The sequence below is a fragment of the Devosia yakushimensis genome (assembly GCF_030159855.1).
Classification (GTDB): domain Bacteria; phylum Pseudomonadota; class Alphaproteobacteria; order Rhizobiales; family Devosiaceae; genus Devosia; species Devosia yakushimensis.
Window position 1 is genome coordinate 2,222,275 of record NZ_BSNG01000001.1, and the last position, 24,962, is coordinate 2,247,236.

24 protein-coding genes are annotated in these 24,962 nt (G+C 62.1%); 14 read left to right on the plus strand and 10 right to left on the minus strand.

All coding sequences use genetic code 11. The annotated features are described in order from the left end of the window. The first annotated feature begins 56 nt into the window (after positions 1-56). The 4 genes from QQL79_RS10810 (at position 57) to QQL79_RS10825 (ending at position 2,455) form a co-directional block, all read left to right on the plus strand. A complete protein-coding gene (locus QQL79_RS10810; protein WP_284390662.1) occupies positions 57-650 on the plus strand; it encodes a L,D-transpeptidase in 594 nt (197 codons plus the stop codon). A gap of 96 nt (positions 651-746) precedes the next feature. Continuing rightward, a complete protein-coding gene (gene moaA / locus QQL79_RS10815) occupies positions 747-1,760 on the plus strand; it encodes a GTP 3',8-cyclase MoaA (RefSeq protein ID WP_284390664.1) in 1,014 nt (337 codons plus the stop codon). Positions 1,761-1,821: 61 nt separating this feature from the next. Then, positions 1,822-2,055, plus strand: a complete 234-nt coding sequence (locus QQL79_RS10820; RefSeq protein WP_284390666.1) for a DUF4160 domain-containing protein — start codon at positions 1,822-1,824, stop codon at positions 2,053-2,055. After that, complete coding sequence (locus QQL79_RS10825) at positions 2,042-2,455, plus strand: DUF2442 domain-containing protein (RefSeq protein ID WP_284392870.1); 414 nt, start codon at positions 2,042-2,044, stop codon at positions 2,453-2,455. The genes QQL79_RS10820 and QQL79_RS10825 overlap by 14 nt, the downstream gene beginning before the upstream one ends. 7 nt (positions 2,456-2,462) lie before the next feature. Here the strand turns inward: QQL79_RS10825 and QQL79_RS10830 are convergent, their stop codons facing one another. From QQL79_RS10830 to QQL79_RS10840, 3 genes are all read right to left on the minus strand, one after another. Next, complete coding sequence (locus tag QQL79_RS10830) at positions 2,463-2,864, minus strand: VOC family protein (protein WP_284390668.1); 402 nt, start codon at positions 2,862-2,864, stop codon at positions 2,463-2,465. A 4-nt stretch (positions 2,865-2,868) separates the two neighbouring features. Next, complete coding sequence (locus QQL79_RS10835) at positions 2,869-3,348, minus strand: Lrp/AsnC family transcriptional regulator (protein ID WP_035097566.1); 480 nt, start codon at positions 3,346-3,348, stop codon at positions 2,869-2,871. A gap of 137 nt (positions 3,349-3,485) precedes the next feature. Beyond that, positions 3,486-3,989, minus strand: a complete 504-nt coding sequence (locus QQL79_RS10840; RefSeq protein ID WP_284390669.1) for a thermonuclease family protein — start codon at positions 3,987-3,989, stop codon at positions 3,486-3,488. Positions 3,990-4,144: 155 nt separating this feature from the next. On the opposite strand from QQL79_RS10840, the gene QQL79_RS10845 reads away from it, so the two are divergent. Then, complete coding sequence (locus QQL79_RS10845) at positions 4,145-5,674, plus strand: sensor histidine kinase (RefSeq protein ID WP_284390671.1); 1,530 nt, start codon at positions 4,145-4,147, stop codon at positions 5,672-5,674. Here the strand turns inward: QQL79_RS10845 and QQL79_RS10850 are convergent. The 3 genes from QQL79_RS10850 to cobT form a co-directional block, all read right to left on the minus strand. Beyond that, the gene (locus tag QQL79_RS10850; protein ID WP_284390674.1) at positions 5,671-5,979 is read right to left on the minus strand and encodes a HigA family addiction module antitoxin; all 309 of its coding nucleotides are present in this window, start codon (positions 5,977-5,979) and stop codon (positions 5,671-5,673) included. The two genes, QQL79_RS10845 and QQL79_RS10850, sit on opposite strands and share 4 nt — an antisense overlap. A 7-nt stretch (positions 5,980-5,986) precedes the next feature. Beyond that, a complete protein-coding gene (locus QQL79_RS10855) occupies positions 5,987-6,283 on the minus strand; it encodes a type II toxin-antitoxin system RelE/ParE family toxin (protein ID WP_284390676.1) in 297 nt (98 codons plus the stop codon). Positions 6,284-6,356: 73 nt separating this feature from the next. Continuing rightward, positions 6,357-7,379 (minus strand): nicotinate-nucleotide--dimethylbenzimidazole phosphoribosyltransferase, encoded by a 1,023-nt coding sequence (gene cobT, locus QQL79_RS10860; protein ID WP_284390678.1) that lies wholly within the window; start codon positions 7,377-7,379, stop codon positions 6,357-6,359. 64 nt (positions 7,380-7,443) lie between these two features. Between cobT and QQL79_RS10865 the strand changes: the two genes are divergently transcribed. Both QQL79_RS10865 and QQL79_RS10870 read left to right on the plus strand, forming a co-directional pair. After that, a complete protein-coding gene (locus QQL79_RS10865; protein WP_284390680.1) occupies positions 7,444-8,304 on the plus strand; it encodes an adenosylcobinamide-GDP ribazoletransferase in 861 nt (286 codons plus the stop codon). 70 nt (positions 8,305-8,374) lie between these two features. Then, positions 8,375-9,061: a retropepsin-like aspartic protease family protein gene (locus QQL79_RS10870; protein WP_284390682.1), complete on the plus strand. Its 687-nt coding sequence runs from the start codon at positions 8,375-8,377 to the stop codon at positions 9,059-9,061. On the opposite strand, the gene dusA is transcribed toward QQL79_RS10870, so the two are convergent. Beyond that, entirely contained in the window at positions 9,058-10,080 is a 1,023-nt protein-coding gene (dusA, locus tag QQL79_RS10875; RefSeq protein WP_284390684.1) for a tRNA dihydrouridine(20/20a) synthase DusA, read from the minus strand. The genes QQL79_RS10870 and dusA overlap by 4 nt on opposite strands. A gap of 141 nt (positions 10,081-10,221) precedes the next feature. On the opposite strand from dusA, the gene QQL79_RS10880 reads away from it, so the two are divergent. The 5 genes from QQL79_RS10880 to QQL79_RS10900 all read left to right on the plus strand — a co-directional run bounded on the left by QQL79_RS10880 (position 10,222) and on the right by QQL79_RS10900 (position 14,198). Then, positions 10,222-10,671, plus strand: coding sequence for a universal stress protein (locus tag QQL79_RS10880; RefSeq protein WP_284390686.1), 450 nt, complete (start codon positions 10,222-10,224; stop codon positions 10,669-10,671). Between the two features lie 84 nt (positions 10,672-10,755). Next, positions 10,756-12,114 carry an FGGY-family carbohydrate kinase gene (locus tag QQL79_RS10885; RefSeq protein ID WP_284390688.1) on the plus strand — a complete coding sequence of 453 codons (1,359 nt, stop codon included), beginning with the start codon at positions 10,756-10,758 and terminating at the stop codon, positions 12,112-12,114. A gap of 222 nt (positions 12,115-12,336) precedes the next feature. Next, positions 12,337-13,617, plus strand: coding sequence for an NAD(P)/FAD-dependent oxidoreductase (locus QQL79_RS10890; RefSeq protein ID WP_284390690.1), 1,281 nt, complete (start codon positions 12,337-12,339; stop codon positions 13,615-13,617). Between the two features lie 54 nt (positions 13,618-13,671). After that, entirely contained in the window at positions 13,672-13,902 is a 231-nt protein-coding gene (locus QQL79_RS10895) for a type II toxin-antitoxin system CcdA family antitoxin (RefSeq protein WP_284390692.1), read from the plus strand. Then, positions 13,902-14,198, plus strand: a complete 297-nt coding sequence (locus tag QQL79_RS10900; RefSeq protein ID WP_284390694.1) for a CcdB family protein — start codon at positions 13,902-13,904, stop codon at positions 14,196-14,198. Before QQL79_RS10895 ends, QQL79_RS10900 begins: the two co-directional genes overlap by 1 nt. On the opposite strand, the gene QQL79_RS10905 is transcribed toward QQL79_RS10900, so the two are convergent. Beyond that, on the minus strand, positions 14,195-15,109 hold the full coding sequence (locus QQL79_RS10905) for a DMT family transporter (protein WP_284390696.1): 915 nt from the start codon (positions 15,107-15,109) through the stop codon (positions 14,195-14,197). The genes QQL79_RS10900 and QQL79_RS10905 overlap by 4 nt on opposite strands. Before the next feature lie 129 nt (positions 15,110-15,238). After that, positions 15,239-17,755, minus strand: coding sequence for a beta-mannosidase (locus tag QQL79_RS10910; protein WP_284390698.1), 2,517 nt, complete (start codon positions 17,753-17,755; stop codon positions 15,239-15,241). A gap of 333 nt (positions 17,756-18,088) precedes the next feature. Here QQL79_RS10910 and QQL79_RS10915 point away from each other — a divergent pair, with 333 nt between their 5' ends. Next, complete coding sequence (locus QQL79_RS10915; protein WP_284390699.1) at positions 18,089-19,942, plus strand: putative bifunctional diguanylate cyclase/phosphodiesterase; 1,854 nt, start codon at positions 18,089-18,091, stop codon at positions 19,940-19,942. Between the two features lie 36 nt (positions 19,943-19,978). On the opposite strand, the gene QQL79_RS10920 is transcribed toward QQL79_RS10915, so the two are convergent. Further along, positions 19,979-21,829 carry an ABC transporter ATP-binding protein gene (locus tag QQL79_RS10920; protein ID WP_284390701.1) on the minus strand — a complete coding sequence of 617 codons (1,851 nt, stop codon included), beginning with the start codon at positions 21,827-21,829 and terminating at the stop codon, positions 19,979-19,981. A gap of 323 nt (positions 21,830-22,152) precedes the next feature. Here QQL79_RS10920 and pepN point away from each other — a divergent pair, with 323 nt between their 5' ends. Beyond that, positions 22,153-24,792, plus strand: coding sequence for an aminopeptidase N (gene pepN, locus QQL79_RS10925; RefSeq protein ID WP_284390703.1), 2,640 nt, complete (start codon positions 22,153-22,155; stop codon positions 24,790-24,792). Positions 24,793-24,962: the final 170 nt, after the last annotated feature.

Sequence of the window (24,962 nt, forward strand, 5' to 3'; positions counted from 1 at the left end):
TCATTGATCCGATGGGCGAGTCGAGCGTCCGTCTATTTTCAGAGGCCAGTCGTCAGATGTCCAAATTCAGAGCAGCCGCGGCAATCGGGCTGTCGATACTTTTGTCGGTGACTAGTGTCATGCCCAGCATGGCCGCCCGCGTGTACAACGCGGATACCAATACCTGGGAAGAGCCGAGCGTCGCCAAGACGCGCAACCGTGGCGGCAGCCCGATCAAGCGTGAAACGATCGAGTATGCGACCAATTACAAGCCCGGTACGATCGTGATCGAGACCGGCGAGCGCCGCCTCTATTTCGTGCTCGAAGGCGGCAAGGCCATCCGCTATGGCGTGGGCGTGGGGCGCGACGGCTTCACCTGGTCGGGCAGCCACCGCATCACCCGCAAGGCCGAATGGCCGGGCTGGACGCCGCCGCCGGCGATGCGCAAGCGCGTGCCTGATCTGCCGGCCTATATGCCCGGCGGCCCGGACAATCCGCTGGGCGCCCGCGCGCTCTATATCGGTTCAACGCTTTATCGCGTGCATGGCACGTCCGAACCCTGGTCGATCGGCCAGGCCGTTTCTTCGGGCTGTATCCGGCTGACCAACGAGGACGTCACCGACCTCTATGAACGCGTCAGAGTTGGTTCGCTGATCGTCGTAAAGCACTAACAGCCAAGACATTCTTGAAAAGCCGTCTCTGTGGAGGCGGCTTTTTTGTTTGTCTTGTGGCTTTGAAAGCCGTCAAGAAACGACTAGATTTGCGCCATGACGACTGTTCCAGCACCGGCCCGCCCCCTCGTCGACCGCTTCGGGCGGAATATTTCCTACCTCCGGATTTCGGTGACGGATCGGTGTGATTTCCGCTGCGTCTATTGCATGGCCGAGGATATGTCGTTTCTCCCCAAAAAGGAGATTTTGAGCTTTGCCGAAATCGAGACCATCGCCACCGCTTTCGTGACGCGTGGCGTAACCCGGTTGCGGTTGACCGGTGGGGAGCCGCTGGTGCGGCGTGATATTATCGAATTGGTACGGAGCCTCGGCCGGCATATCGGTCATGGGCTGGACGAGCTGACCATGACCACCAATGGCAGCCAATTGGCCAAGCATGCCGAAGCGCTGGTGGATGCTGGTATGAAGCGGATCAATGTGTCGCTCGATACGCTCGACAAGGAGCGTTTCACCGCCATCACCCGGCGCGGGCGGATCGAGGATGTGCTGGGCGGGATCGACGCGGCGCAGGCGGCAGGGCTCAAGATCAAGATCAACATGGTGGCGATGCGCGGCGTCAATGATGACGAGATCGAGCCGATGATGGCCTGGGCGCATGGGCGCGGCATGGGTCTGACACTGATCGAAGGCATGCCGCTCGGCGAAGTGGGCATTGACCGGGTCGACAGCTATCTGCCGTTGCGCGAACTGCGCGACCGGCTGGCCCAGCGCTACACGCTGGAAAAGCTCGATCACCGCACCGGCGGCCCTGCCCGCTATGCGCGCGTGGCCGAGACCGGCGGCATGCTGGGTTTCATCACGCCGATGAGCCACAATTTTTGCGAAAGCTGCAATCGCGTGCGGCTGACCGCGACCGGGCAATTGTTCCTGTGCCTGGGACAGGAAGACCAGGTGAACCTGCGCGATGCCCTGCGCGAGGGCGGCGCCGAAGCGCTGGATGCGGCGCTCGACCAGGCCATGCTGATCAAGCCCGAGGGGCACGATTTCGTGCTGGACCGCAGCCATCCCGAGCCGGCGGTGGCGCGGCATATGAGCGTGACGGGGGGGTAGGTCCCGCCGCCGCCAACCTTTCAGCCCTTGAATAACCCAAGTTCTTAGGTTATTTTGGAGCATGGTTACGGTGCTCCGTTTATCTGGCATGCGGTTCGTCATTTACACCGACGATCACGAACCGGCGCATGTACATGTCCATGGAGACGGCGAAGCCCGCATCGACATCGTGACGCTGACGGCTTTATCAAACCGCGGCATGAGCAAGCGTGATCTAGCTCGTGCATTGCAAGCTGTCCGAGATCACCAGCAGATGTTTTTAGAAAAATGGGGTGAAATCCATGGCCGAGTTTGAACTCGACGACGGTCAATATGAAGCGGCGACGCAACGCGGCGCCTATGAACGCGCGCATGCACCGGTCCCCTCCTCCGTACGCTTCGACAGGAAATCGGGTCGCATCCTGGTGGAATTCAACAATGGCGCGGCCTTGATGGTGCCGGCACGCGCGCTTGAGGGCCTAGAGCAGGCAAGTGACGAAGAACTCGCCGAGGTCGAACTGGCGGGCGAGACCGGCTTGCACTGGGAGAGCCGCGATGTCGATTTTACCATTGCGGGGCTGATGCAAGGAATATTCGGCACGGCGAAATTCATGGATGGGCAGCGCAGAGGCGGGCAGTCACGGTCGGCTGCCAAGGTTGCCGCCAGCCGGACCAATGGCGCTAGGGGCGGCAGACCGCGGAAAAATTTGCCTTAGGAGACAGTCAGCGCCCCTCCGCCCTTTCCGCCAGTTCGATGACAATGCCATCGGGGTCGCGGCAGAAGGCGACGCGCTTGAACATTTCGGTATTGTGGGCGGGACGAGGATATTCGACGATTTCGGTGCCGCCGGCCTCGAGCTGAGCGATCAAGGCATCGACGTCGGTAACGGCCAGCGTCAGGTGGCGCATGCCGGCTTCGAGAGGCGGCACATCGCGGGACCGGGTGATGTGCGCGTTGGGGGCAAAGACTTCGAGCATGCCGCCGCCCGCGTCGAGAAACGCCATCTCGCCCCGCGCCTGCTGCTTTCGCAGCAAAAGCTTGAGGCCCAGCTGATCGCAATAGAAGGCAATGGTGCGATCCAGATCGGACGAGGTGACGCCGATATGTTCAAAGCCAACGAGCATGGGATTACTTGTCGTCGTCGACGACGATGGCGAAATCGAGCGGCAGAGCGGTGGTGTACTTGATCTGCCCCATGGCGAAAGCGGAGCTGACGTCGGTGAGATTGATCTTGGAAATCAGGCGCTTATAGAAGGTGTCGTAGGCGCCGATATCGGGCACGACGACGCGCATCAGGTAATCGACATCGCCGCTCATGCGGTAGAATTCCACCACTTCGGGGAATTCGTCGATGACCCCGGCGAATTTGCGCATCCAGCCTTCATTATGCTCGTTGGTCTTGACCGAAACGAACACGGTAACGCCGACATTGACCTTGGCTGGATCGAGCACGGCGACGCGACGCTGGATGACGCCATCTTCTTCCATCTTCTGGATGCGGCGCCAGCAAGGCGTGGTCGAAAGGCCGACCTTACGGCCGATTTCAGCCACCGGCATGGTCGCATCCTTTTGCAGAAGCGTGAGAATCTTCCGGTCGATCTTATCCAATGCCATAAACGCCCCCGCGAAATGAGATTTCCAGGACAACGCTATTCCGCCCTGAATTTGGCAGATTAACTGCCACATCCAGCGGTCAAACGCAATAATCTTGCTCTTTTAAAGTTGATCGTAATGATCATGTTTTATTACCAGGGCAACAGGCTGCCGAGCCAACCCAGGAAACTGCTCGGACGCGGATGATCGTCGCGCCAGCTGCGCGGCGTTTCGAAGCCGCCGGCCCATATGCCCTTGCTGTCGCGGCGGGCCGCCTGTTCGTCGGACCAGTAGCGGCCTGACGAAATGGCCAGCCCCTCGGCGACCATGACCTGGGCGATATCCCTGCCCCCGACCGTGCATACGGCGAGCAGGCGCCCATATTGATCGTGATCCTCGGGGCGGCAATCGACCTTGCCGGCTCCCAGCAATTGGGCCATTCGATCACGCGCCGAGCGACCGCAAGACCATGGCCTGCCCCGGGCGTCGTCGCAGGTCTGAGCATATTCGGGGGCATCGATGCCGAGCAAACGGACGCGCTGATCGCCAAGGCGGAAACTATCGCCATCGCTGGCGCGGGCATTGCCGGCAATTGGTGGCGGCGCAGGATCGAGCCAGGCCGCGATCACCGCTGCGCAGCCGAGCAGAACAACCACCAGCACGGCTCCAAAGCGCCCGCGAAAGGGTCGCATCCAACGTTTATATGACCTCAGGATTTCACCACCCGTTAACTACGCCACCGCTAGTGTTTGGCCGTGAGCGTAGCGAATGCGTTTCTGGTTCGCATCATTTAGTAACGAGTAAAAGTTTCATGCCGCTGCAGTCGGCTGTCATCGATGCTGACGTCCGCTCGCAAATGGGGCGCGACGGCAAGCGCACGGCGCAGAAAACCGTTCTCGACGCGCGGCAACGCTTGATGTCGAGCTCGGGGACGCGGGCGTCCTATGATTTCGAGCTGCTGCACGACTATGCGCAATCGCGTATTTCGGCGGCCCTGCCGATGGCCGCCATCGTGGTCATCCTTTCCACTGTCGCCAGCCTCTGGGTCCCCGTCGTCTTCACCACGCTGTGGGCGGCTGCTGTCTTGTTGGGCCTGTTGATTGTCGTGATGGTGGCGAGCCGCTTCCGGCGGAGCGATCCGGCAAAATTCAACGCCACCAATTGGACGACCACGTTCATCGCCGGCGAGATGATCTATGGCCTGTCCTGGTCACTGCTGGCGCTGTTCACGCTGGTCGCGCCGGCCGAAACGCTGACGCCGGTCATGTTTGCCATGGTGCTGGTGAGCGTGGCAGCCAATGCCGTCACCACCAATACCCTGCCGCCCGCAACGCTGATGAGCACGCTGCCGGTGACGCTGACGGTTTCGGCGAACCTTGTCGCCGTGGGTGGCACGCTCAACTATACGCTGGCCGCCGTGGCGGTTTGCGGCGAAATCTTCTTCGTATACCTGGCGCGGCAGCTGCATGCCTCCGAGCTCGAAACCATCACCCATCAGGCTGAGAAAGACTCGCTCATCAACGAGCTCGAGGAAGCCCGGCAGATGTCGGACGAAGCGCGCCGCCATGCCGAACAGGCCAATATCGCCAAGTCGCAATTCCTCGCCACGATGAGCCACGAGCTGCGCACGCCGCTCAACGCCATTATCGGCTTTTCCGAGGTGTTGAAATCGGAACTCCTGGGAACGCACCAGGTGCCACAGTACAAGGAATATGCGGGCGACATCCACGCCAGCGGCCAGCACCTGCTCAATCTCATCAACGAATTGCTCGATCTCAGCCGCATCGAAGCGGGCAAGTACGACCTCAACGAGGAAGCCGTATCGCTGGTCGATATCGCTGAAGATTGCCGGCGGATGATGGAGCTGCGTGCCAAATCCAAAGGCATCGAGCTGGCCTATAATGTGGGCAATAATCTCCCCAAGCTCTGGGGCGACGAACGCGCCATCCGGCAGGTCGTGCTCAACCTGCTGTCCAACGCCATCAAGTTCACCCCGCCGAATGGCAAGGTGACACTGGTAGTGACGCGCAGTGGCGATGGCGGCCAGCTCGTGTCGGTCAAGGACAACGGACCGGGAATTCCCGAGGACGAAATCGCCACCGTGCTGTCCTCGTTCGGCCAGGGCTCGCTGGCCCAGAAGACTGCCGAACAGGGCGCGGGCCTGGGCCTGCCGATCGTGCAGAAGATCATGGAACTGCACCAGGGCCGGTTCGATCTGTTCTCCAAGCTCCGCTTCGGCACCGAGGTGATCGCCACCTTCCCGCGCGCCCGGGTGATGGATGCGCTGGCACCGGTCGTGGAGAAACGCAGCCGGCTGGAGATTTACTCCGAGGCTGGTTAGGCGGCGTTGACGAGTGGATGGGCGCGTTCGACGCGCTGGCGCTCGTGGGGATCGTGCATCGCGTTCCACAAATCGGAGCGACGCTGGACGTTCAGCCAGAAATCGGGGCTATTGCCGAAAACCCGGGCGAGAATGAGTGCCGTCGGCGCAGTAACCGTGCGCCGGTCGTTGCAGAGCTCGTTGACATGTTTGCGCGGCACACCCATTGCGTCGGCCAGGGCCGCCTGGGTAAGCCCCATCGGCGCCAGAAATTCCTCGGTCAATATTTCGCCAATGGTCGCCGGCTTGCGTTTGGTCGTCAGCATCGCTTGCTCACTTATAGCTATGGTCGTCCAGATAGATGCCCGTTGCTTCCCCGCGCCCTGAATCCCATTCAAAAACCAGGCGCCATTGCTTGTTGACTCGAATGGAGTGCAAACCTTCGAGCTTGCCACGCAGCTTCTCGAAATGGTTGCTAGGCGGAATGCGCAGGTCCAAATCCGTTGTGGCGTCGTCAATCATCTGCAGCTTTCGAAACAACCGGCTTTCAAGATCCGGTGGAATGCTGGCGGAACGAGCGTCGTCCACAAAGAACGCCCTCAACCAGCTGTCGCGAAAACTGACGATCATTGCGCGCGCCTCATGAGGCTATGTACCACCCCATGGGACAAAAAGCAATCTGATGCCGTTGAAGGTGTGCCAGTCAGCCTTCCCTGCCGCTGACGGCTGCGCTTTCGAATGTCGCCATGTTGTTGTGCAGGTGCAGCGCCGTTTTGGCGAGGACGGCGGCGAGAGCCGCGCCGCTCCCCTCCCCCAGGCGCATGCCAAGGTCGAGCAGGCCTTTTTGGCCCATGGCTGCGAGGGCGCGGGCATGGCCGGACTCGGCGGAAACATGGGCGAAGAGGCAGTGATCGATAGCGGCCGGATTGACCGCATGGGCGATGGCGGCCGCGGAGGTAGCAACGAAGCCGTCGACGATCACCGGAACCTTCTGATGCCGGGCGGCGAGCAAGGCGCCGAGCATGGCGGCGATTTCGCGGCCGCCGAGGCGGGCGAGAATGGCCAGGGGATGATCGAGTTCGTCCTTGTGGCGGGCCAAAGCGCGGTCCACAGCGTCGGCCTTACGGGTCAGGCCGGCGTCGTCGACGCCAGTGCCGCGGCCGACCCAATCGGCGCCGGTACCGCCATAAAGGGCGGCAAAGATGGCGGCGGCGACGGTGGTATTGCCGATGCCCATTTCACCGATGCAGATCAGGTCGGGCTTACCGGCAATGGCTTCCATGCCATAGGCGATGGTGGCGGCGCACATGCGATCGTCCAGCGCCGGCTCCTGTGTGATGTCGCCCGTGGGTAATTCGAGCGCCAGTTCGAAGACACGCAGGTTGATTTCGTGCAGGGCGCAAATCTGGGAGATGGCCGCTCCGCCATTGGTGAAATTGGCGACCATCTGGGCGGTGACTTCACGCGGAAAGGCGGAGACGCCTTGATCGGTGACGCCGTGATTGCCGGCGAAAATGGTGACCATCGGGTTGTCGAGACGGGGCTTGGCACGCCCCTGCCAACGGGCGAGGAACTCGACCAGGGTTTCGAGCTGGCCGAGCGAGCCGGCTGGCTTGGTGAGCTGGGAATCACGCGCGCGCACCGCGGCGACGGCCGCTTCATCGCCATCGGGAACGATGGTCAGGAGTTCGAGGACATCGGCATAGGCGGGGCTGAGGGTGGGCATGGCAGGTCCGGCGGGAGGGTGCTAGGAAGTGCGGACTTGTTGCGCAGAACGGGATGAAAAGCAATTGAACGGCGACGAGCCAAGCCTGGAGCCTTCCGACAGGATTGATGACGCGGCGCGCGACGCCAGCCGGCCGCCAGAACCGTCGGCCGGGATCGGGCTGAAGGACGATTTCATCATGGCGCTGCGATTCTTCTCGCGGTTGCCAACGGGCGCTTCGCCGCATCAGAGGCCCGATCTCGGCCGGATCGCCATGGCGCTGCCATTGGCCAGCGTGGCGATCGGCATCGGCCCGGTGGCGTTGCTGATCGGCGGCGTACTGGTCGGGTTGCCGGGCTATTTCGCGGCCGCTTTGGCGGTTGGCGCCATGGTGCTGGCGAGCGGGGCAATGGCCGAAGATGCGCTGGCCGACGCGGCCGATGGGCTGTTTGGCGGGCATACCCCTGAGCGGCGGCTGGAAATCATGAAGGACAGCCGGCACGGCACCTATGGGGTGGCGGCGCTCTGCCTGTTTCTCGTCATGCGGGTAATGGCCATTGGGTCGATGGCCGAGACCAGCCCGCTGGCTGCGGGCGCCGCCTGGCTGGCCGCAACGATCGTCGGACGATCGGCTGGGCTATGGGTGGCCGTTGCCCTGGCTCCCGCCCGGCGCGATGGGGCTTCGGCGACAGCCGGGCAATTGTCCTGGCGCAGTTTCACCGTGGGCATTGTCTTTGCCGGCTTGCTGCTGTTCGTGCTGGGCGGACCGGCGTCGAGCATAGCGGGGATTGCGCTGGCAATGGTGCTGACCGTGGGCGTGGCCTGGGGCTGGACGGCGCTGTGCAATCGGCTCGTTGGAGGGCAGACCGGGGACCTGATCGGAGCCCTGGCCGCGCTGATCGAAATAGCAGCGCTCACGGGACTTTTAGTCTTCGCGCGGGGCTGACGGCCTTGAAATTACCGCACGCAATGACTTTATCGGTTACTGAACGCATGACCAAGGATGGGGCGCAGGCATGATCTTTATCGGCATCGCCATCCTGATCGTGGCTGCCATCACCGTGATGATCAATGCCGATGCCGGCACCCTGATCGGCCTTAGCCAGGAGCAGACCGGGCGGCTGGTGCCGCTGGTGGTCATCCTCATCGTCTTTGCGGCGGGCGCCTTCACGCGGCGGCGCAAGTTCTCCGAACTGTTCAACGGCATCCTGCTGTGGGCGGGCATTTTCGGCATCGCCATGCTGAGCTACGCCTATCGCGACGAATTGACCGGCATGGCCGGGCGGGTCATGGGCGAATTGCAACCGGGCGTAGCCCTGGTGGACACCGAACGCGGCACGGCAACCTTCCGACGCGGGATTGGCGGGCATTTCGAAATCGCCGCAACCATAAACGGACATACCACGCCGATGATTTTCGACACCGGCGCGAGCGCCGTGGTGCTGACGTTGGCCGATGCGCGGGAGGCCGGCATCGACACGGCCGACCTGCGCTTTACCGTTCCGGTTTCCACGGCCAATGGCACGGGCCAGGCAGCGCGGGTGAAGCTCGACCAACTGGAAGTCGGCGGTATCGTCCGCAGAAACGTCGTTGCCTTTGTCACCGAAGCGACAGCGTTGGAAACCAGCCTATTGGGCATGACGTTCCTGGAAACGCTCAGCCGCTATAGCGTGACGCAGAACTCGCTGGAGCTGGTGGATTAACTCGCGACTGCAAGGACGGGCCGATCCACCGCCGCAAAGGCGCGCAGAATGACCGAGGCATCGGCCCCAGGCTTACAGGCATCGACGCTCAGGATTTGACGGAACTGGCGGGCGCCGGGCAGGCCATTGGCGAGGCCGAGCATATGGCGGGTGACGTTGTTGACGCGGGTGCCATTGGCGGCTTCGCGCCGGGCATAATCGGCCATGGCCTGCATCACGGCCTCAAGCGTAACCGGCGCAGTGGGCGCTCCGAAAAAGCGGTTATCGACCTCGGCCAGCAGCATAGGGTTGTGATAGGCGGCGCGGCCCAGCATGACCCCATCCATATGGACCAATTCTGCCTCGGCAGTCTCCAGCGTCTCGATACCGCCATTGATCATCACCGGCAGCGGCGCGAGCCGCGTGCGCAGGCGATGCACGCGCTCATAATCGAGCGGCGGAATGGTGCGGTTTTCCTTGGGGCTGAGGCCCTTGAGCCAGGCCTTGCGGGCATGGACATAGAGCGCATCCACCCCCGCCGCGACCATGATATCGGCAAAGCGATCGAGACTTTCCTCGGTATCCTGATCATCAATGCCGATGCGGCACTTGACCGTGACCGGGCGATCGGTGACGTCACGCATGGCGCGGACGCATTCGGCCACCAGGTCGGGCTCGGCCATGAGGCAGGCGCCAAAGCGGCCGGACTGCACGCGATCGGACGGGCAGCCGACATTGAGGTTGATCTCGGCATAGCCGGCATCATGGGCAAGGCGCGTGGCGGCGGCGAGCTCGGCCGGATCGGAGCCGCCCAGCTGCAGGGCCACGGGCTGCTCGACGGGGTCGAAGCGCAGATGACGCGGCGCATCGCCATGCACGATGGCGGCGCTGGTGACCATTTCGGTGAACAACAGGGCGTGGCGCGACAGTTGGCGATGGAGGAACCGGCAATGCCGATCCGTCCAGTCCATCATAGGGGCCACGGAAAAGCGGCGGGCCAGTTCGAGCGGAACGGGCGCGCCGGTGTCTGTCTGTTGCATAAGAACCTGCATCGGGTGCTTCAGCGTGCAAATACAGCCAATTGGCCTGCGGGGCAATGTCGCGGCCCGGCTGATCTAGATCAACGATTTGTGGCAGATAAGCGTTATGCTGACAGTCAGCAAGCAACAGGAGTGCATGACATGTATCAGCGGATCGTCGTTGCCATCGATGGCTCGGAACTTTCCGACAAGGCCTTTCGCCACGCGCTGGCGCTGGCAGGGCAGCTCAAAGCCAAGCTTATCGCCCTTACCGTGACCGATCCTTCGCTGATCATCACATCCGGCGCAGAAATGATGCAGGTCAACACGACGACGGTGATCAACGAATTGAACCGCGCCAAGGAAGAAAGCGCGGTACGAATTCTGGGCGCGGCGAAAGAGGCTGCCGCAGCGGCCGGACAGCCCATTGAAACGCTGCATCTGCCCGACAGCCAAACGGCGGACGGCATATTGGAGACCGCCAAAACCCAGGGGGCCAACCTTATCGTCATGGGGTCGCATGGCCGGCGCGGGCTGGGACGGCTGCTGCTAGGCAGCCAGGCCGCCGAGGTCCTGGCACATTCGACCATTCCGGTTCTAGTCGTCAAATAACTCAAGGCTGCACTAACATGTTAGCGCTGGCGCCCGCTGCGGAATTGCAGTATTGCCCCTGCAAATTTCAGCGAGCGCCAGCCCATGACCACGCCCCGTTCCATCGCCGTCATCGATATCGGCAAGACCAATGCCAAAGTGGTGTTGATCGACCGCGATGATGCGCGCCAGATCGGCTTGCGCAGCACGCCGAACACGGTCAAGCGTGACGGGCTCTATCCGCACGCCGACGTCGAGCGGCTCTGGGCGTTCATCCTGCAGAGCCTGAGCGAGCTCCATGCCGAGCATGGCATTGACGGCATCTCGATAACGACGCATGGGGCAACTGCGGCGCTGCTGGCGGGCGAGGAACTCGCCCTGCCCGTACTCGATTATGAGCATGGCGCGCCGGGCGAAGTGGCCGGCTATGCCGAGGCACGCCCCGATTTCAGCGAGACCTTGTCCCCACGCTTGCCAAACGGGCTCAATCTGGGGGCGCAGATATTCTGGCAGAGCCGGGCCTTTCCCGAGCAGTTCGCACGTGTCACCCGGATTCTGACCTACCCGCAATATTATGCCTGGCGGCTGACCGGCATCGCGGCGAGCGAAGTGACGTCGCTGGGGTGTCACACCGATCTTTGGGCGCCGGATCGCGCCGATTTTTCGTCACTGGTGAACAATGAAGGCTGGCGCGAACTGTTCCCCGCAGTACGGCCGGCGGCGTCGGTTCTCGGTACGCTGCTGCCGGACCTGGTGCAGGCGACGGGGCTTCCGGCGACGACGCCGGTTACCTGCGGCATCCACGATTCCAATGCGTCTCTGGTGCCCCATCTGGGCACGCGGCAGGCGCCTTTCACGATTCTCTCCACCGGCACCTGGGCGATTGCCATGACGGTGGGTGGAGATACGAGCAAGCTGGATTCCGAGCGCGACAGCCTGGCCAATGTGGATGCTCATGGTCGGCCGGTGCCGACCGCCCGCTTTATGGGGGGGCGCGAATTCGACATGCTGGCGCCCGGGGCTGTCGAGCCGACCGAGGCCGATATTGCCAAGGTGATCGCCGAAGACATCCAGGCGCTGCCAAGTTTCACACCGGGCGTCGGCCCCTATCCGCATAATGAGGGGCGCTGGACGCATGATCCGGCAGGGTTGAGCATTGGCGAGCGCAGCGCGGTCGTAGCGCTCTATCTGGCGCTGGTAACGCGGCAATGCCTCGAGCTATCCGGACTGGGCCGCGAGATCGTTATCGAAGGCCCCCTCGCCCGCAATCGGCTGTTTGGGCGCGCGCTGGCGACATTGGCCGGCGTGCCGGTGACCGCATCGGGAGACGCAACCGGCACGAGCCTGGGAGCAGCGATGCTGTTCGGGGGGCAGACGGGCACTGCCAAGGCAAGCGCGCCGCTGGCGCCGCTCGCTGCCACCGGCTTTGATGCCTATGCGAAAAGCTGGTTGTCCAAGCTTTAGGCACATGAGCCCTGCAATCGGCGCTGTTGTAGATCGGATCCGACGTGCTTAGCTCAAGGGCCAATCGACATTCAGCTGATGCTGGCCTGCAAATGGCAGTTTTCTGCGCTTCCGGTGCTCACGTACCAAAACGTACGCTGCGCTCCGGTTCTCGAAAACCACCATTTTCGGCTCAGCCTGAGCGAATGTCGATTGGCCCAAGGGCAGCACAGGAGAACCGATATGAGCGGGGTCAAGCACAGGGTTGTCATCGTGGGCGGCGGATTTGGCGGCCTGTCGGCGGCCCAGACGCTGGCAGGAGCCGATGCCGAAGTAACGCTGATCGACCAGCGCAATCACCACCTGTTCCAGCCCCTGTTGTACCAGGTGGCCACGGCCTCGCTCAGCACTTCTGAAATCGCCTGGCCAATCCGCAGCATTCTGCGCAAGCGCGGCGATGTCCGGACGCTTCTGGCATCTGTCACTGGCGTCGATACGGTGGCAAAGACAGTACAGATCGAGGGCGGCCCGCCCGTTCCCTATGACAGCCTGATCCTCGCCACCGGGGCTCGGCACGCTTATTTCGGCCATGACGAATGGGAGAAATTCGCGCCGGGCCTCAAGACGCTGGAAGACGCCACGACCATCCGGCGCAAGCTCTTGCTGGCATTCGAAGCGGCAGAGCGCGAGAGCGATCCGGCTCGCCGGCAGGCGCTGATGACATTCGTCATTATCGGGGCGGGTCCGACGGGTGTGGAACTGGCTGGCGCCATTATCGAATTGGCCAAGATCAGCCTCAGGGACAATTTCCGGGCCATCGCTCCGGAAGAGGCCCGCGTGGTGCTGATCGAGGGCGGGCAGAAGGTGCTGGCCAATTTCAAGCCGGAGCTGTCGGAGTATACGCTGGGCGCGCTGCGTCGGCTGGGCGTCGAGGTGGAACTGGGCGCAGCGGTCACCAGCATCGACGCCGATGGCGTCGTCTATGGCGATAAGCGGATCGAGGCCAAAACCGTCATTTGGGCAGCAGGTGTGCAGGCCTCGCCGGCGGCGAAATGGCTGGGTGTAGAGCCGGATCGCGCGGGCCGGGTGCGCGTCGAGCCGGATATGAGCGTGCCGGGCCTGCCGGATGTTTTCGTGGTGGGGGATACGGCCAGCATCACCATGCCGGATGGCAAGCCGGTGCCCGGCGTGGGCGACGCGGCCAAGCAGAGCGGCCGGCATGCGGCCAATGTCATCAAGGCAAGGCTGGCTGGCGACACCAGCGCCAAACCGTTCCGCTACAAGCATGCGGGCGATATCGCCACGATCGGCAAGCGGGCAGCGGTGATCGATTTCGGCTGGATCCGGCTCAAGGGCTGGATCGCCTGGTGGGCATGGGGGCTGGCCCATATCTATTTTCTGATCGACACCAAGAACCGGCTATTCGTGGCGATGAGCTGGTTGTGGATTTATCTTAGCGGGCAACGCAGCGCCCGGCTGATCACGCAAGGCGACGCGGCAAAGCAGGTGCCGAAGGGCGAATAGCCATTGTATGCGCATGAACATGCGCATATTTTATGCCGTACGATGGAGGCAGACATGGCACATGCAGTTCGGCGGGCAACCAATGTGACGATCGACCAGGCGCTGCTGGACGAGGCCAAGGGGCTGGGGCTCAATATATCGCGGGCGGCGGAGGCGGGCATTGAGACGGCCGTACGCGCGGAGAAGGAACGGCTTTGGCAGGTTGAGAATGCCGAGGCGATTCAAAGCTCCAACAACTATGTCGAAAAATATGCGCTTCCGCTCGCCAAGTACCGCGTCTTTTGATGGCACGGTTCGATATCTGCCGGGACACCGATGGGCAGACCTATCTTGATGTACAGGCAAGCGTGCTGTCCGGTCTCAATACGCGGCTGCTGGTACCGCTAATGCCGCCTGATCGGGCACCAAGTCCAGCGCGCCGGCTCAATCCCACATTCGTTGTCGATGGCGAGCGGATGGTAATGGTCACGCAGTATCTCTCTGCGGTGCGCACGTCTGAGCTTGGGCCGTCAATCGGCTCGCTGGTCGGACATGCCGACGAGATCAGTGCCGCGCTCGATATGGCATTTTATGGCTTTTAGCCCTCCTCGGCCACCGGGGTCAGGGGCTTGGCGAGTTGGCGTTCGCGCAGCCAGAGGTAGAAGCCGCTGAGGATGACCACCGGGGCGCCCAGATAGAACCAGAGATCGGGTGGCTGCTGGAAGATCAGCCAGCTGATGATGGCGATGAAGACGATCTGCACATAGGCAAACGGCGCCAGGGTAGAGGCCGGAGCAAAGCGGTGGGCCATGGTGATGAACTGGTGGCTGGTGAAGCCGATGACGCCCGTACCGATGAGAACCAGCCATTGCAACAGCCCGTCCGGCCATTGCCAGACCACAAAGGCGAAGGGCAGCAGGGCAATGGTGGGGAGAACCGCGCCATAGAATTGCTGGGTGGCCACGGAATCGACGCCCGCCAGTTTGCGGGTCAGCAGGGCATAGAGCCCATACGAGACGGCACCTGCGAGCGAAAGCAGCGTGGCGGGGTGGAAGGTATCGCTGCCGGGGCGAACGATGATCAGCACACCCACAAAGCCCACGACAATGGCGGTCCAGCGGCGCCAGCCGACCTGCTCGCGCAGGAGAAACACCGACAGCACGCAGATGATGAGAGGCGTGGTGAAGGTTATCGCGCCCGTGACGGTCAGTGGCAGATAGCGCACGGCTGTAAAATTGCACAGCGTCGAGCCGATCAGCGCGCCGGAGCGAAGGATTTCGATCTTGAGGTTGCGCGTGCGCCAGAGATCGGCGCCCTGGCGCGGCAGGTTGATGGCGCTAACGATGCCGAGGTGGATCACATAGCGCGCAAACATGATCTGCAGTGCCGGCAACCCTACCAGGCCAAGCCATTTGGCCGAGCTGTCGAGGCAGGTAAACAGAAAATAGGCACAGAGCACGAGCCCAATACCCAGCAGGCGGCGCTCCTCGATGGGCGCAATGGTCGTCGACATGGCAGGTCCAGATGGCGGCGCAGGGAGCGCGCGGCAGCTCTCAAGCGTTGGAAGATCGGCCGGGCGATGTCAATGAGAACAAAAGATTATTCGCCCGGCCGGATGGTTCCGGCCGGGCGCTGCAGGATTTCAGAACGTGTCGGCGAGCGTTCGCAGCTTGAGGCTGGCGGACAGCGCCTCGAGCGAAGCGGTAGCGCCATGGCGCGGGGTGAACGTGAGCTCGGTCTTGCGGCCGGGCAGCAGGGTCAGCGCATTGTCGGAGAAATAGCCCGGCAGATCGACAGTGGCGGTGACGAACAGCGCGGGATTGTCGGTTTGCAACGTCAATAGCGGAGCACCATCGCGCTCCGACCATTCTGCGGTGACGGTCGGCGTGACAAGCTCGTAGGCTTTGTAGGGCTTGGGGAAATAGTCGTTTTCGCCCAATAGATTGCCGGAAGCGTCGCGCCAGGAGAAGAAGAGGAACTCGTCGGGTTTCAGATCGGCAAAGTCGATCTGGGCCAGTGCGATTGCCGCATCGGGCCCTATGGCCGAATTGGTTGATGACACGACGCGGTCGCCGCCACCGATCCTAACCGCACGAATTTCGAGGGAAATGCTGACCGGGCGCGCCGTGTCATTGATGCCCTTGAAGACGATACGATCGGGCGCCGCACCCTCGACGGGCGTGCCGCGCGAATTCTTGAGCTCCACGTCATGGACCGGCACAGCCACGACATTGACCGGCAGGAAGAAGCGCTTGGCCATATATTGCAGCAGCTTCCACTGCCCGCCGTAATCAAGGCTCGACCAGCTGGCGACCGGCCAGATGTCGTTGATCTGCCAATAGAGCGTGCCCATGCAGCGCGGCTTGGTGGAGCGCCAATATTCGATGGCGGTCTTGATGGCCAGGCCCTGCTGGATCTGGCTGAGGAACACCATCTGGTCGAAATCCCGCGGAAAGCGGAAATAGCGCGTCATGGTTTCGAGGATGCGCGCATTGCCGCCAGCGTTGCGCTGGTGATTTTCCATCACCGGGGAGGACGGATTGCGGTCCTTGGGCTCGGCGAAGGTCGCGATGACATTCATCGAGGTGAAGGACTGGAAGCCGAATTCGGAAGCGAAGCGCGGATTGACCGTGCGGTAGGCCTCGAAAGGCTTGGCCGAGTGCCAGACGTCCCAATAATGGGTGTCGCCGCGGGTATCGGCGTGCCAGCCATCGGAGAAATCGAGATAACCCATGGAGGGCGAGGACGGCCAGAAGCGGCGGGCCGGGTCTTCGTCCTCGACAATATTGCCGAGCATGGAATTGAGGCGATCATAATTGGCCACATAGCGTTCGGGCGCGGCCTTGGTTTCCTCGTACCAGCCGAGCGAGCCGATCACTTCATTGTCGCCGCACCACAGCGCGATAGAGGCGTGGTGGGAGAGGCGGCGGATTTGCTGGGTGATTTCGGTGCGGACATTGTCGAGGAATGGGCGATCGGAGGGGTAACTCATGCAGGCGAACATGAAATCGTGCCAGAGCAGAATGCCCAGTTCGTCGCAGAGTTCGTAGAAATAGTCGGGCTCATATTGGCCGCCGCCCCAGATGCGCAGCATGTTCATATTGGCGGCCTTGGCGCTGTCGAGCAGGTCGCGGATGACGGCGGGGGTGATGCGGCTGGGGATGGCGTCGGCCGGAATCCAGTTGGCGCCCATCATGGTGATGTCGCGGCCATTGATGCGGCATTTGAAAGTGTGGTCGATCTCGTCCTTCTCGATGACCCATTCGAGCTTGCGCAAACCGATCTTGCGGGTGGTCTTTTCGCCTTCGAGATTGGTCACCAGCTCGTAGAGCGGCTGGGCGCCCTGCCCGGCTGGCCACCACAGTTTGGGATCGTGGATGGTGAGATTGTGCGTGAAGACGTTCTCGCCCTTGTTGACCACCACCTTGTCGGTGATCACCTGACCATCGATGGTATGCTCAAGTTCCACTTCACCGTGAGCGAAGGCAAAAAGGCGAGTCTTTATCGACAGTTCGACAGTCTTGTTGCCATGGGCCTGGTCGACCTGCACGCTGTCCTGGCGGGCGAGCCGCGACTTACGCAGGCTCATCGTGCCATAGACGCCGATGGGCATGAGGCAAATGCCCCAGTCCCAGCCCGCATGGCACGCCGCCTTGCGGACAAAGTTCATGTGAATGCCCTTGAGCCCATTGGTCTGGTAGTTCTTGGTGAACGGGATCGGGAAAGGATGGGCGTCCGCCCGGGCCTTGGCGACGTCGGGCGTGATGTCGAATTCGATCCGCAGAATGTTTTCACCCTCGCGGACCTTGCCGGTCACATCGATGTCGTTGCGGATGAAGGCATTCTGGGTTTTAGCGACCACCTCGCCATTGAGCAGGATGGTGGCAATGCAATCGACCTCGGCCAGGGTGAGGGTCAGATGGCCGTCGATATCGGAAGCCGCCGCGGTAAAATTGCGCTCTACGGACCAGGCTGTTTCTCCGACCCACATGACGGTTTTTTCGTTTTCGCCGTAATAGGGGTCAGGCAGGATATCGGCTTCCAGCAGTGCAGTGTGCACATCGCCCGGCAGCGTGATTGGAACGGCAATGTCGCTGGTTGGCGAAGACAAATTGAACGCGCCACCCAGGGCGAGGGCGGAATAGGCCGATACTGACATTGAGGTCTCCTCCAGGGCGCCGCGTGGAGCACCCGTCTTCCGAAAATGCTTATGCAATCGATTTCGGAAACGGTTTTTAGCCTGTTCGCACCGAATCGCCAATGGGCCAAAGCGGTTTTTTGCAACGTTGCCAGAGGCGCCAACTAGGACAGCAGGGGTTACCGATATGTTAGGGGTTGGCTGCGTAGTCTACCCTGACGAGGGGGCTCGTAGACCATGCCGATATTTGAGAGATTGGCCGGGCGCCATGCCCCGCGGCCGAAGAACCCGGAGCTTGTGCTAGCCCAGGCGCGCTCCTTCATTCGCCAAGCCCCTGTGCTCTATGCGATCCTCGTGATCAACAGTGTACTGCTGGCGGTAACGCAAGCGTCCGCCCCCGCCCCGTTGCGCTATGGCATACCCTGCCTGCTGATCGTCGGATGCATTGCGCGGCTGGCCATGTGGTGGAGCAAGCGGCACCGCGACCTGACCAGCGAGCAGGCCCAAAGCCTGTTGGACAGCACCACCTATGTCGCCATTTTACTGCCGACTGGATTCTCCGCATGGGCGTTGGCGCTGTTTCCGCACGGCAATGGCTTCGAGCAGGCGCATGTCGTGTTCTACATGGCCATTACCAGCATCTGCTGCGTGTTCTGCCTGAGTTACCTGCGCGCAGCAGCGACATTGTCCGGGTTATGCGTGCTGGTCCCGTTCTTTGGATACTTCATCCTCAGTGGCAATGGCGTCCTCATCGTGCTGGCGCTGAACCTGTTGCTCATCACGCTCGCCCTGTTGGTGGTGGTTGCCGGCAATTCGCGCGATTTCGCCGCCCTTGTCGCCTCACGCTCGGAGACGGCCCGACGGCAGGACGAGGCGCAGAACCTGCATGAGGCAAACGAGCGACTGGCGCGCCTCGACGGCCTGACCGGGTTACCCAACCGGCATTCTTTCCATCGCGAATTGCAGACAAGGCTCGAAGCGGCCGCGGCGGCGGGCAAACGGCTGAGCGTGGCCCGGCTCGATCTCGACAGCTTCAAATCGGTCAACGACATTTTCGGGCATGCTGCGGGCGACCGGGTGCTGCAGGAGGTCGCCAGCCGGGCCAGGGCCTTTGGCGGGTTCATCGCCAGGCTGGACAATGACCAGTTTGGCCTGATCGGCGATGAAGCGCGCTCCGAGACCTATCTCGCCGCCTGGGGCGAGATGCTGTGCGAGGCCATCCGCCGCCCTTTTGTCTTTGCCGAGGTGAGTTTGCATGTCACGGCATCAGCCGGCCTGGCCATGTCGCAGCCCGATGATCGGGCGGAAACCCTGTTTGATCGCGCCGATTATGTGACCTCCGTTGCCAAGCGTGAGGCGCGGGGCTCGGCCGTGGTCTTTTCGGACCGCCATGAAAAGGAAATCAGCAAGGTACGGGCGATGGAACACGCCCTGCATACCGCCGATCTCGATGCAGAAATCTATGTGCTGTTCCAGCCGCAATTCGATATCTCGCTCGACCGGGTTACGGGCTATGAGGTACTCGCCCGCTGGCGCAGCCCTGTGCTGGGCGAAGTGTCGCCGGCCGATTTCATCCCCATGGCCGAGCGAACCGGCATCGTTCCTAAAATCACGCAGGCAGTGGTGCGCAAGGCGCTGGCGGTGATCGATCAATTGCCCCCGCCAATGCGGCTTTCCGTCAATCTTTCCGCTCACGATATCGGCTCGATGACGGCCATCGAGGGCATCGTCGCCTTGATCGGGCAATCGGGAACGCCGTGCCGGATCGACTTCGAAATCACCGAGACGGCGGTGATGGGCGACATGCAGCAGGCCAATGCCGCGTTGCTCGCTCTATTGGCGCTGGGCTCGCGGATCGCGCTGGATGACTTCGGCACCGGCCATTCGAGCTTGACCCATGTGCAGAAACTGCCGCTGGACCGCATCAAGATCGACCGCAGCTTCGTAGCCGTCGTGACCAGCGACGCGACCAGCCGGGCGATCATCAAGACGACGATCGACCTCTGCCGCAATCTCGGCGTGTCCTGCGTGTTCGAGGGCATCGAAACGGAGGAACAGCTTGAAGCCCTGCTGGGCCTGGGCGGTTCGGTTATGCAGGGTTATCTGTTTGGCAGGCCGATGAGCCAGGAGATGATGCTCGAACGGCAATCGAGCCCGCAACCGGGTTGGCAGGCCAGCCGCAACAGGATGTTCGGCGCAGGAGCATAGGTCGGCCCCACCACCAGGTGGCGGGGCCGAGCCGGATTATTGCGCAGCCTCTTCGGGCTGGTCGGCATCGATGAAGCCGCCGGACTGGCGGTTCCAGAGGCTCGAATAGATACCGCCGGTCTCCAGCAGCTGGGCATGGGTGCCCTGCTCGACCACCACGCCCTTATCGAGAACCACCAGCCGGTCCATCATGGCGATGGTGGAGAGCCGGTGAGCGATGGCGATCACCGTCTTGCCCTTCATCAGCAGCTGCAACTGCCCCTGGATTGCCGCTTCCACTTCGCTGTCGAGGGCAGACGTCGCTTCGTCGAGAACCAGGATCGGCGCATTCTTGAGCAGAACCCGAGCGATGGCGATACGCTGCCGCTGGCCGCCTGAGAGCTTGACGCCGCGCTCGCCGACATGGGCATCGAAGCCCTTGCGGCCCTGCAGGTCGCTCAGCCCCTCAATGAAACCGGTCGCCTCGGCAAGATCGGCGGCCTCACGCATCATCTCCTCGGTCGCATCAGGACGGCCATAGACGATGTTGTCGCGCACCGAGCGGTGCAGCAGAGAGGTATCCTGCGTCACCACGCCGATATTGGCCCGCAGGCTATCCTGGGTGACCTTGGCGATGTCATGCCCATCGACAAAGATATGCCCGTCGGCGCGATCGTAGAAGCGGAGCAGCAGGTTGACGATGGTCGACTTGCCGGCGCCGGAGCGGCCGACCAGGCCGATCTTCTCGCCGGGGCGGATATGCAGATTGAGGTGGTCGATCACGCCCGACTTCTTGCCGTAGTGGAACGAGACATCCTCAAACTTGATATCGCCGTTGACGGTGCCGATCGCTTCGGCGCCCTTCGCATCGGCCACGACGCGTGGAAGCGAGAAGGACGAGATGCCGTCCTTGACCGTGCCGATATTTTCGAACAGGGCCGACATTTCCCACATCACCCATTGGCTCATGCCCTGGAAACGCATGACCAGGCCAAGCGAGACGGCCAAGGCGCCCGGGCTCATCACGCCTTGCATCCAGAGCCAGATGCCGGTCGCACCCACCGCAAAGAGCAGCAAGGCATTGGACCAGAGCACCAGCATGTTGAGCACGGTGAAGAGCCGCATCTGCCGGTAGACGGTGTCAAGGAACTCGTCCATCGCCTCCTTGGCGTAGCGCTCCTCGCGATTGGAATGGCTGAACAGCTTGACCGTGGCGATGTTGGTGTAGCTATCGACGATGCGGCCGGTCATCATCGAGCGAGCATCGGCCTGCGCCTGGGAAATCTTGCCCATGCGCGGGATGAAGTAGAACATCATCGACACATAGGCGGCCAGCCAGACCAGGAAGGGGATGGCCAGGCGCCAATCGGCCGAGGCGGCAAGGATCACCGCGCCGGTGAAATAGACGACGACATAGACCAGCATGTCGAGCAGCTTCATGACCACTTCGCGCACGGCGAGCGAGGTCTGCATCAGCTTGGCGCCGATGCGGCCGGCAAATTCATCCTGGAAGTAGCTCATCGACTGACGGATGAGGTAGCGATGGCTCATCCAGCGGATGCGCTGCGGGAAATTGCCGAGCAGCGTCTGGTGCATGGTCAGGGTTGAGATCAGCGCGAAGATCGGCAGGATGATAACGATCATCGCGCCCATGAAGGCGAGCTTCCAGCCGTCAGTCTCAAGGAAGGTCTCGGGGTTAGCACCCGCGAGCCAGTTCACCACGTCGCCGATAAAGCCGAAAATGACGATTTCGCCGATAGCCACCGCCGCGGCGGCGAGGGCCATCAGGGCCAGCCACTTCTTGGCCCCGTCGCTATAATGCAGGCAGAACGCGAGGAGCCCCTTGGGAGGCTCCACCGGTTCAGCCGAAGGGTAGGCGTCCAGACGCCGCTCAAACCAACGTAACATTCTCGTCCACCACAGTTTTGGCCCGCAGGCGGAGCGCTCATGGCCGGCGCCTCTAGGACCGCAAGCATGGTTGAGGTCAAGGCATAGCTGGCCGATGGCACACAAGCCGACCGGGAAATTTGGAATACCGCGCTCGATACGCCCGCAATTGGCCAGAGGAGCTGCGTGCCGCGACTTGTGGCGCCTGCTTCCCCATGCCGTCCACTTGGCGAGAAAGAAAGAACCGATGCAGTCGCGAGCCCGTTAGGATACACGAATGAGCCGAGTCTGCTATAGCGGCGCAGACACAATCGTTCTCAGACTGTCATTGACTGGATGCAAGCATGCGTACGGAAACCGAGCACACGATTTACCTCAAAGACTATGCGCCGAGCCCCTATAAAATTACCGCGGTGGATCTCGATTTCCGCATCCTGGCCGACCATACGCGCGTGCGCGCGCAGCTGACGGTCGAGCCGCGCGCCGAGACCGCTCCGGGTACGCCGCTGGTGCTGGATGGCGACGAGCTCAAGCTCGGCTCGGTGGCGATCGACGGCGCGCCGCTGGCGCTGGCCGCTTATGTGGCAGACGATAATGGCCTCACCATTGTGGAGCCGCCGCTGCGCCGGTTTGTGCTGGAAACCGAGGTCACGCTCAAGCCTGAGGGCAATCTCAAGCTGATGGGGCTCTATCGCTCCAGCGGCACCTGGTGCACGCAATGCGAGCCTGAAGGGTTCCGCCGTATTACCTATTATCTCGACCGGCCGGATAATCTCGCGACCTTCAAGGTCACCATGACGGCGCCGCACGATCTGGCGCCGGTGCTGTTGGCCAATGGCAATCTGGTGGGTCAGGGCGACGCCGGGGAAGGCATGCACTTCGCGGTCTGGGAAGACCCCTACCCCAAGCCGGCCTATCTCTTTGCGCTGGTAGCAGGCGATCTGGGCTCGATCACCAACAGTTTCACCACGGCGTCAGGCCGCAAGGTGGACCTCGCCATCTATTGTGAACATGGCAAGGAAGACCAGTGCCATTGGGCCATGGACAGCCTCAAACGCTCCATGGCCTGGGACGAGAAGCGCTTCGGGCGCGAATATGACCTCGACATTTTCAACATCGTTGCCGTGTCCGATTTCAATTTCGGCGCGATGGAGAACAAGGGGCTCAACATCTTCAACGACAAGCTGGTCTTCGCGCAGCCCGCGACGGCAACCGACGCCGATTACGAGAATATCGAGCGCGTCATCGCGCATGAGTATTTCCACAATTGGACTGGCAACAGAATCACTTGCCGGGACTGGTTCCAGCTCTGCCTCAAGGAAGGGCTGACGGTCTATCGCGACCAGGAATTCACCAGCGACGAGCGCAGCCGCGCCGTCAAGCGCATCTCCGATGTGGTGACGCTCCGCTCGGCGCAATTCCCCGAGGATGGCGGCCCACTCGCCCACCCGGCGCGGCCGGATCAGTATCGCGAGATCAATAACTTCTATACGCCGACCGTCTACGAGAAGGGCGCCGAGATCGTTCGCATGCTGGCGACGCTACTGGGCGAGGCCGGATTCCGTCGAGGTATGGACCTTTACTTCGAGCGCCATGACGGCGAAGCGACGACCATTGAGGCGTTCCTGGCGGTCTTCGCAGAAGCCAATGACGTTGATCTCGAACAGTTCAAGACCTGGTATCTGCAGGCGGGCACGCCGCGCCTGAGCGTGACCGACAGCTATGATGCGGCCAGCCAGACCTATACGCTCAAGCTCAGCCAGGAAACGCTGCCGACACCGGGCCAGCCGGTCAAGCAGGCACTGGTATTGCCCATCAAGTTCGGATTGATCGGCCCCAATGGCAGCCCAATGGGCTGGAGCGAGGTAAGCGGCGGGGAGGTGCGGGACGACCTGATCGTACTGCGCGATGCCAGCGCCGAGATCACTTTCAAGGGCATTGCCAACAAGCCGGTGCCGTCGCTGTTGCGCGAGTTTTCCGCGCCGGTCAATCTCGATACAAACCTGACGCAGTCCGATCGCTTGTTCCTGGCTCAGCACGACAGCGATCCCTATGGCCGCTGGCAGGCGCTGCAGGACGTGGCAACCGAGCTGGCTGTGGGCGCGGCCACCGGCACGCCCTGGCCGGATGCGACCGTGGAAGGGCTGAGCCGGGCCATGGCCGACACACTGGCCAACAAGAACCTCGACGACGCCTTCAAAGCCCTGGCATTGAACCTTCCCGGCGAGGCGTTGATCGGCCGCGCCATCGGCAAGAATGTCGACCCCGCGCGTATCCACGCGGTGCGCGACGCATTGACCAAGGCGGTGTTTGGTCCGTTGGGCCGCGACTTGCTGGTGGCCTATACGAACCTTTCGAGCACCCTGCCCTATGCGCCCGATGCCGCGAGCGCCGGACGCCGGGCACTGCGCAATCGCATCCTCGCCCTGCTGGTTGGCAGCGAGGCGGCAGGCGCCTCGGCCTTGGCCGCAAAGCAATATGCCGAAGCGAGCAATATGACCGACCGCTATGCGGCACTCAGTATTTCGGGCAGTGCCTGGACGGTGGAGGCGCCGACCATGCTGGCCGATTTCCGTACCCGCTTCACCGCCAATCCGCTGGTCTTCGACAAATGGCTGATGGTGTCGGCGCTGGCCCAGGACGAAGGCGTGCTGGACCGCATCAAGGCGATCCTGGCCGCGCCCGACTTCCCCAAGTCCAATCCCAACCGGCTGCGGGCCCTGCTCGGCTCCTTCGTTATGAGCAATCCGGCCCAGTTCACCCGACCCGATGGTGCGGCGTTCCGTTTCGTCACCGATTTCGTCGCCGATGTGGATACGCGCAACCCACAGGTGGCGGCGCGGGTGCTGACCGGTTTCCGCATCTGGCAGATGCTGGAGCCCAAGCGGCGCGAAGCAGCTCGTGTGGCCCTTTCGGCACTACAAGAAGGCGGCAAACTCAGCCGCAATACGGCCGATGTCCTGGCCCGCATGCTGGCCGAGTAAGGCCCACAAAAAATAGAAGAATTTTTCTTCTAGGGCTAAGTGATTCAAACGACTCTCGAATTTGCCAAACCGCGTCCAGACCCCGATTAAGGGGTCTGGACAAGGCACCCCGGCTTGATTCATGATTTGTTAAGGGCAAATCAGGTTCTGGGCAGAACCCCTTCTAAACA

What these genes read in the sequence shown, in the direction of transcription:
- QQL79_RS10880 (WP_284390686.1), top strand. Translation starts at nt 10,222, where the DNA reads ATGTATCAGCGGATCGTCGTTGCCATCGATGGCTCGGAACTTTCCGAC.
- QQL79_RS10850 (WP_284390674.1), bottom strand. Translation starts at nt 5,979, where the DNA reads ATGCTGACGACCAAACGCAAGCCGGCGACCATTGGCGAAATATTGACC.
- QQL79_RS10810 (WP_284390662.1), top strand. Translation starts at nt 57, where the DNA reads ATGTCCAAATTCAGAGCAGCCGCGGCAATCGGGCTGTCGATACTTTTG.
- QQL79_RS10855 (WP_284390676.1), bottom strand. Translation starts at nt 6,283, where the DNA reads ATGATCGTCAGTTTTCGCGACAGCTGGTTGAGGGCGTTCTTTGTGGAC.
- pepN (WP_284390703.1), top strand. Translation starts at nt 22,153, where the DNA reads ATGCGTACGGAAACCGAGCACACGATTTACCTCAAAGACTATGCGCCG.
- QQL79_RS10870 (WP_284390682.1), top strand. Translation starts at nt 8,375, where the DNA reads ATGATCTTTATCGGCATCGCCATCCTGATCGTGGCTGCCATCACCGTG.
- QQL79_RS10830 (WP_284390668.1), bottom strand. Translation starts at nt 2,864, where the DNA reads ATGCTCGTTGGCTTTGAACATATCGGCGTCACCTCGTCCGATCTGGAT.
- dusA (WP_284390684.1), bottom strand. Translation starts at nt 10,080, where the DNA reads ATGCAACAGACAGACACCGGCGCGCCCGTTCCGCTCGAACTGGCCCGC.
- QQL79_RS10895 (WP_284390692.1), top strand. Translation starts at nt 13,672, where the DNA reads ATGGCACATGCAGTTCGGCGGGCAACCAATGTGACGATCGACCAGGCG.
- QQL79_RS10820 (WP_284390666.1), top strand. Translation starts at nt 1,822, where the DNA reads ATGGTTACGGTGCTCCGTTTATCTGGCATGCGGTTCGTCATTTACACC.
- QQL79_RS10920 (WP_284390701.1), bottom strand. Translation starts at nt 21,829, where the DNA reads ATGTTACGTTGGTTTGAGCGGCGTCTGGACGCCTACCCTTCGGCTGAA.
- moaA (WP_284390664.1), top strand. Translation starts at nt 747, where the DNA reads ATGACGACTGTTCCAGCACCGGCCCGCCCCCTCGTCGACCGCTTCGGG.
- QQL79_RS10900 (WP_284390694.1), top strand. Translation starts at nt 13,902, where the DNA reads ATGGCACGGTTCGATATCTGCCGGGACACCGATGGGCAGACCTATCTT.
- cobT (WP_284390678.1), bottom strand. Translation starts at nt 7,379, where the DNA reads ATGCCCACCCTCAGCCCCGCCTATGCCGATGTCCTCGAACTCCTGACC.
- QQL79_RS10910 (WP_284390698.1), bottom strand. Translation starts at nt 17,755, where the DNA reads ATGTCAGTATCGGCCTATTCCGCCCTCGCCCTGGGTGGCGCGTTCAAT.
- QQL79_RS10825 (WP_284392870.1), top strand. Translation starts at nt 2,042, where the DNA reads ATGGCCGAGTTTGAACTCGACGACGGTCAATATGAAGCGGCGACGCAA.
- QQL79_RS10905 (WP_284390696.1), bottom strand. Translation starts at nt 15,109, where the DNA reads ATGTCGACGACCATTGCGCCCATCGAGGAGCGCCGCCTGCTGGGTATT.
- QQL79_RS10885 (WP_284390688.1), top strand. Translation starts at nt 10,756, where the DNA reads ATGACCACGCCCCGTTCCATCGCCGTCATCGATATCGGCAAGACCAAT.
- QQL79_RS10890 (WP_284390690.1), top strand. Translation starts at nt 12,337, where the DNA reads ATGAGCGGGGTCAAGCACAGGGTTGTCATCGTGGGCGGCGGATTTGGC.
- QQL79_RS10845 (WP_284390671.1), top strand. Translation starts at nt 4,145, where the DNA reads ATGCCGCTGCAGTCGGCTGTCATCGATGCTGACGTCCGCTCGCAAATG.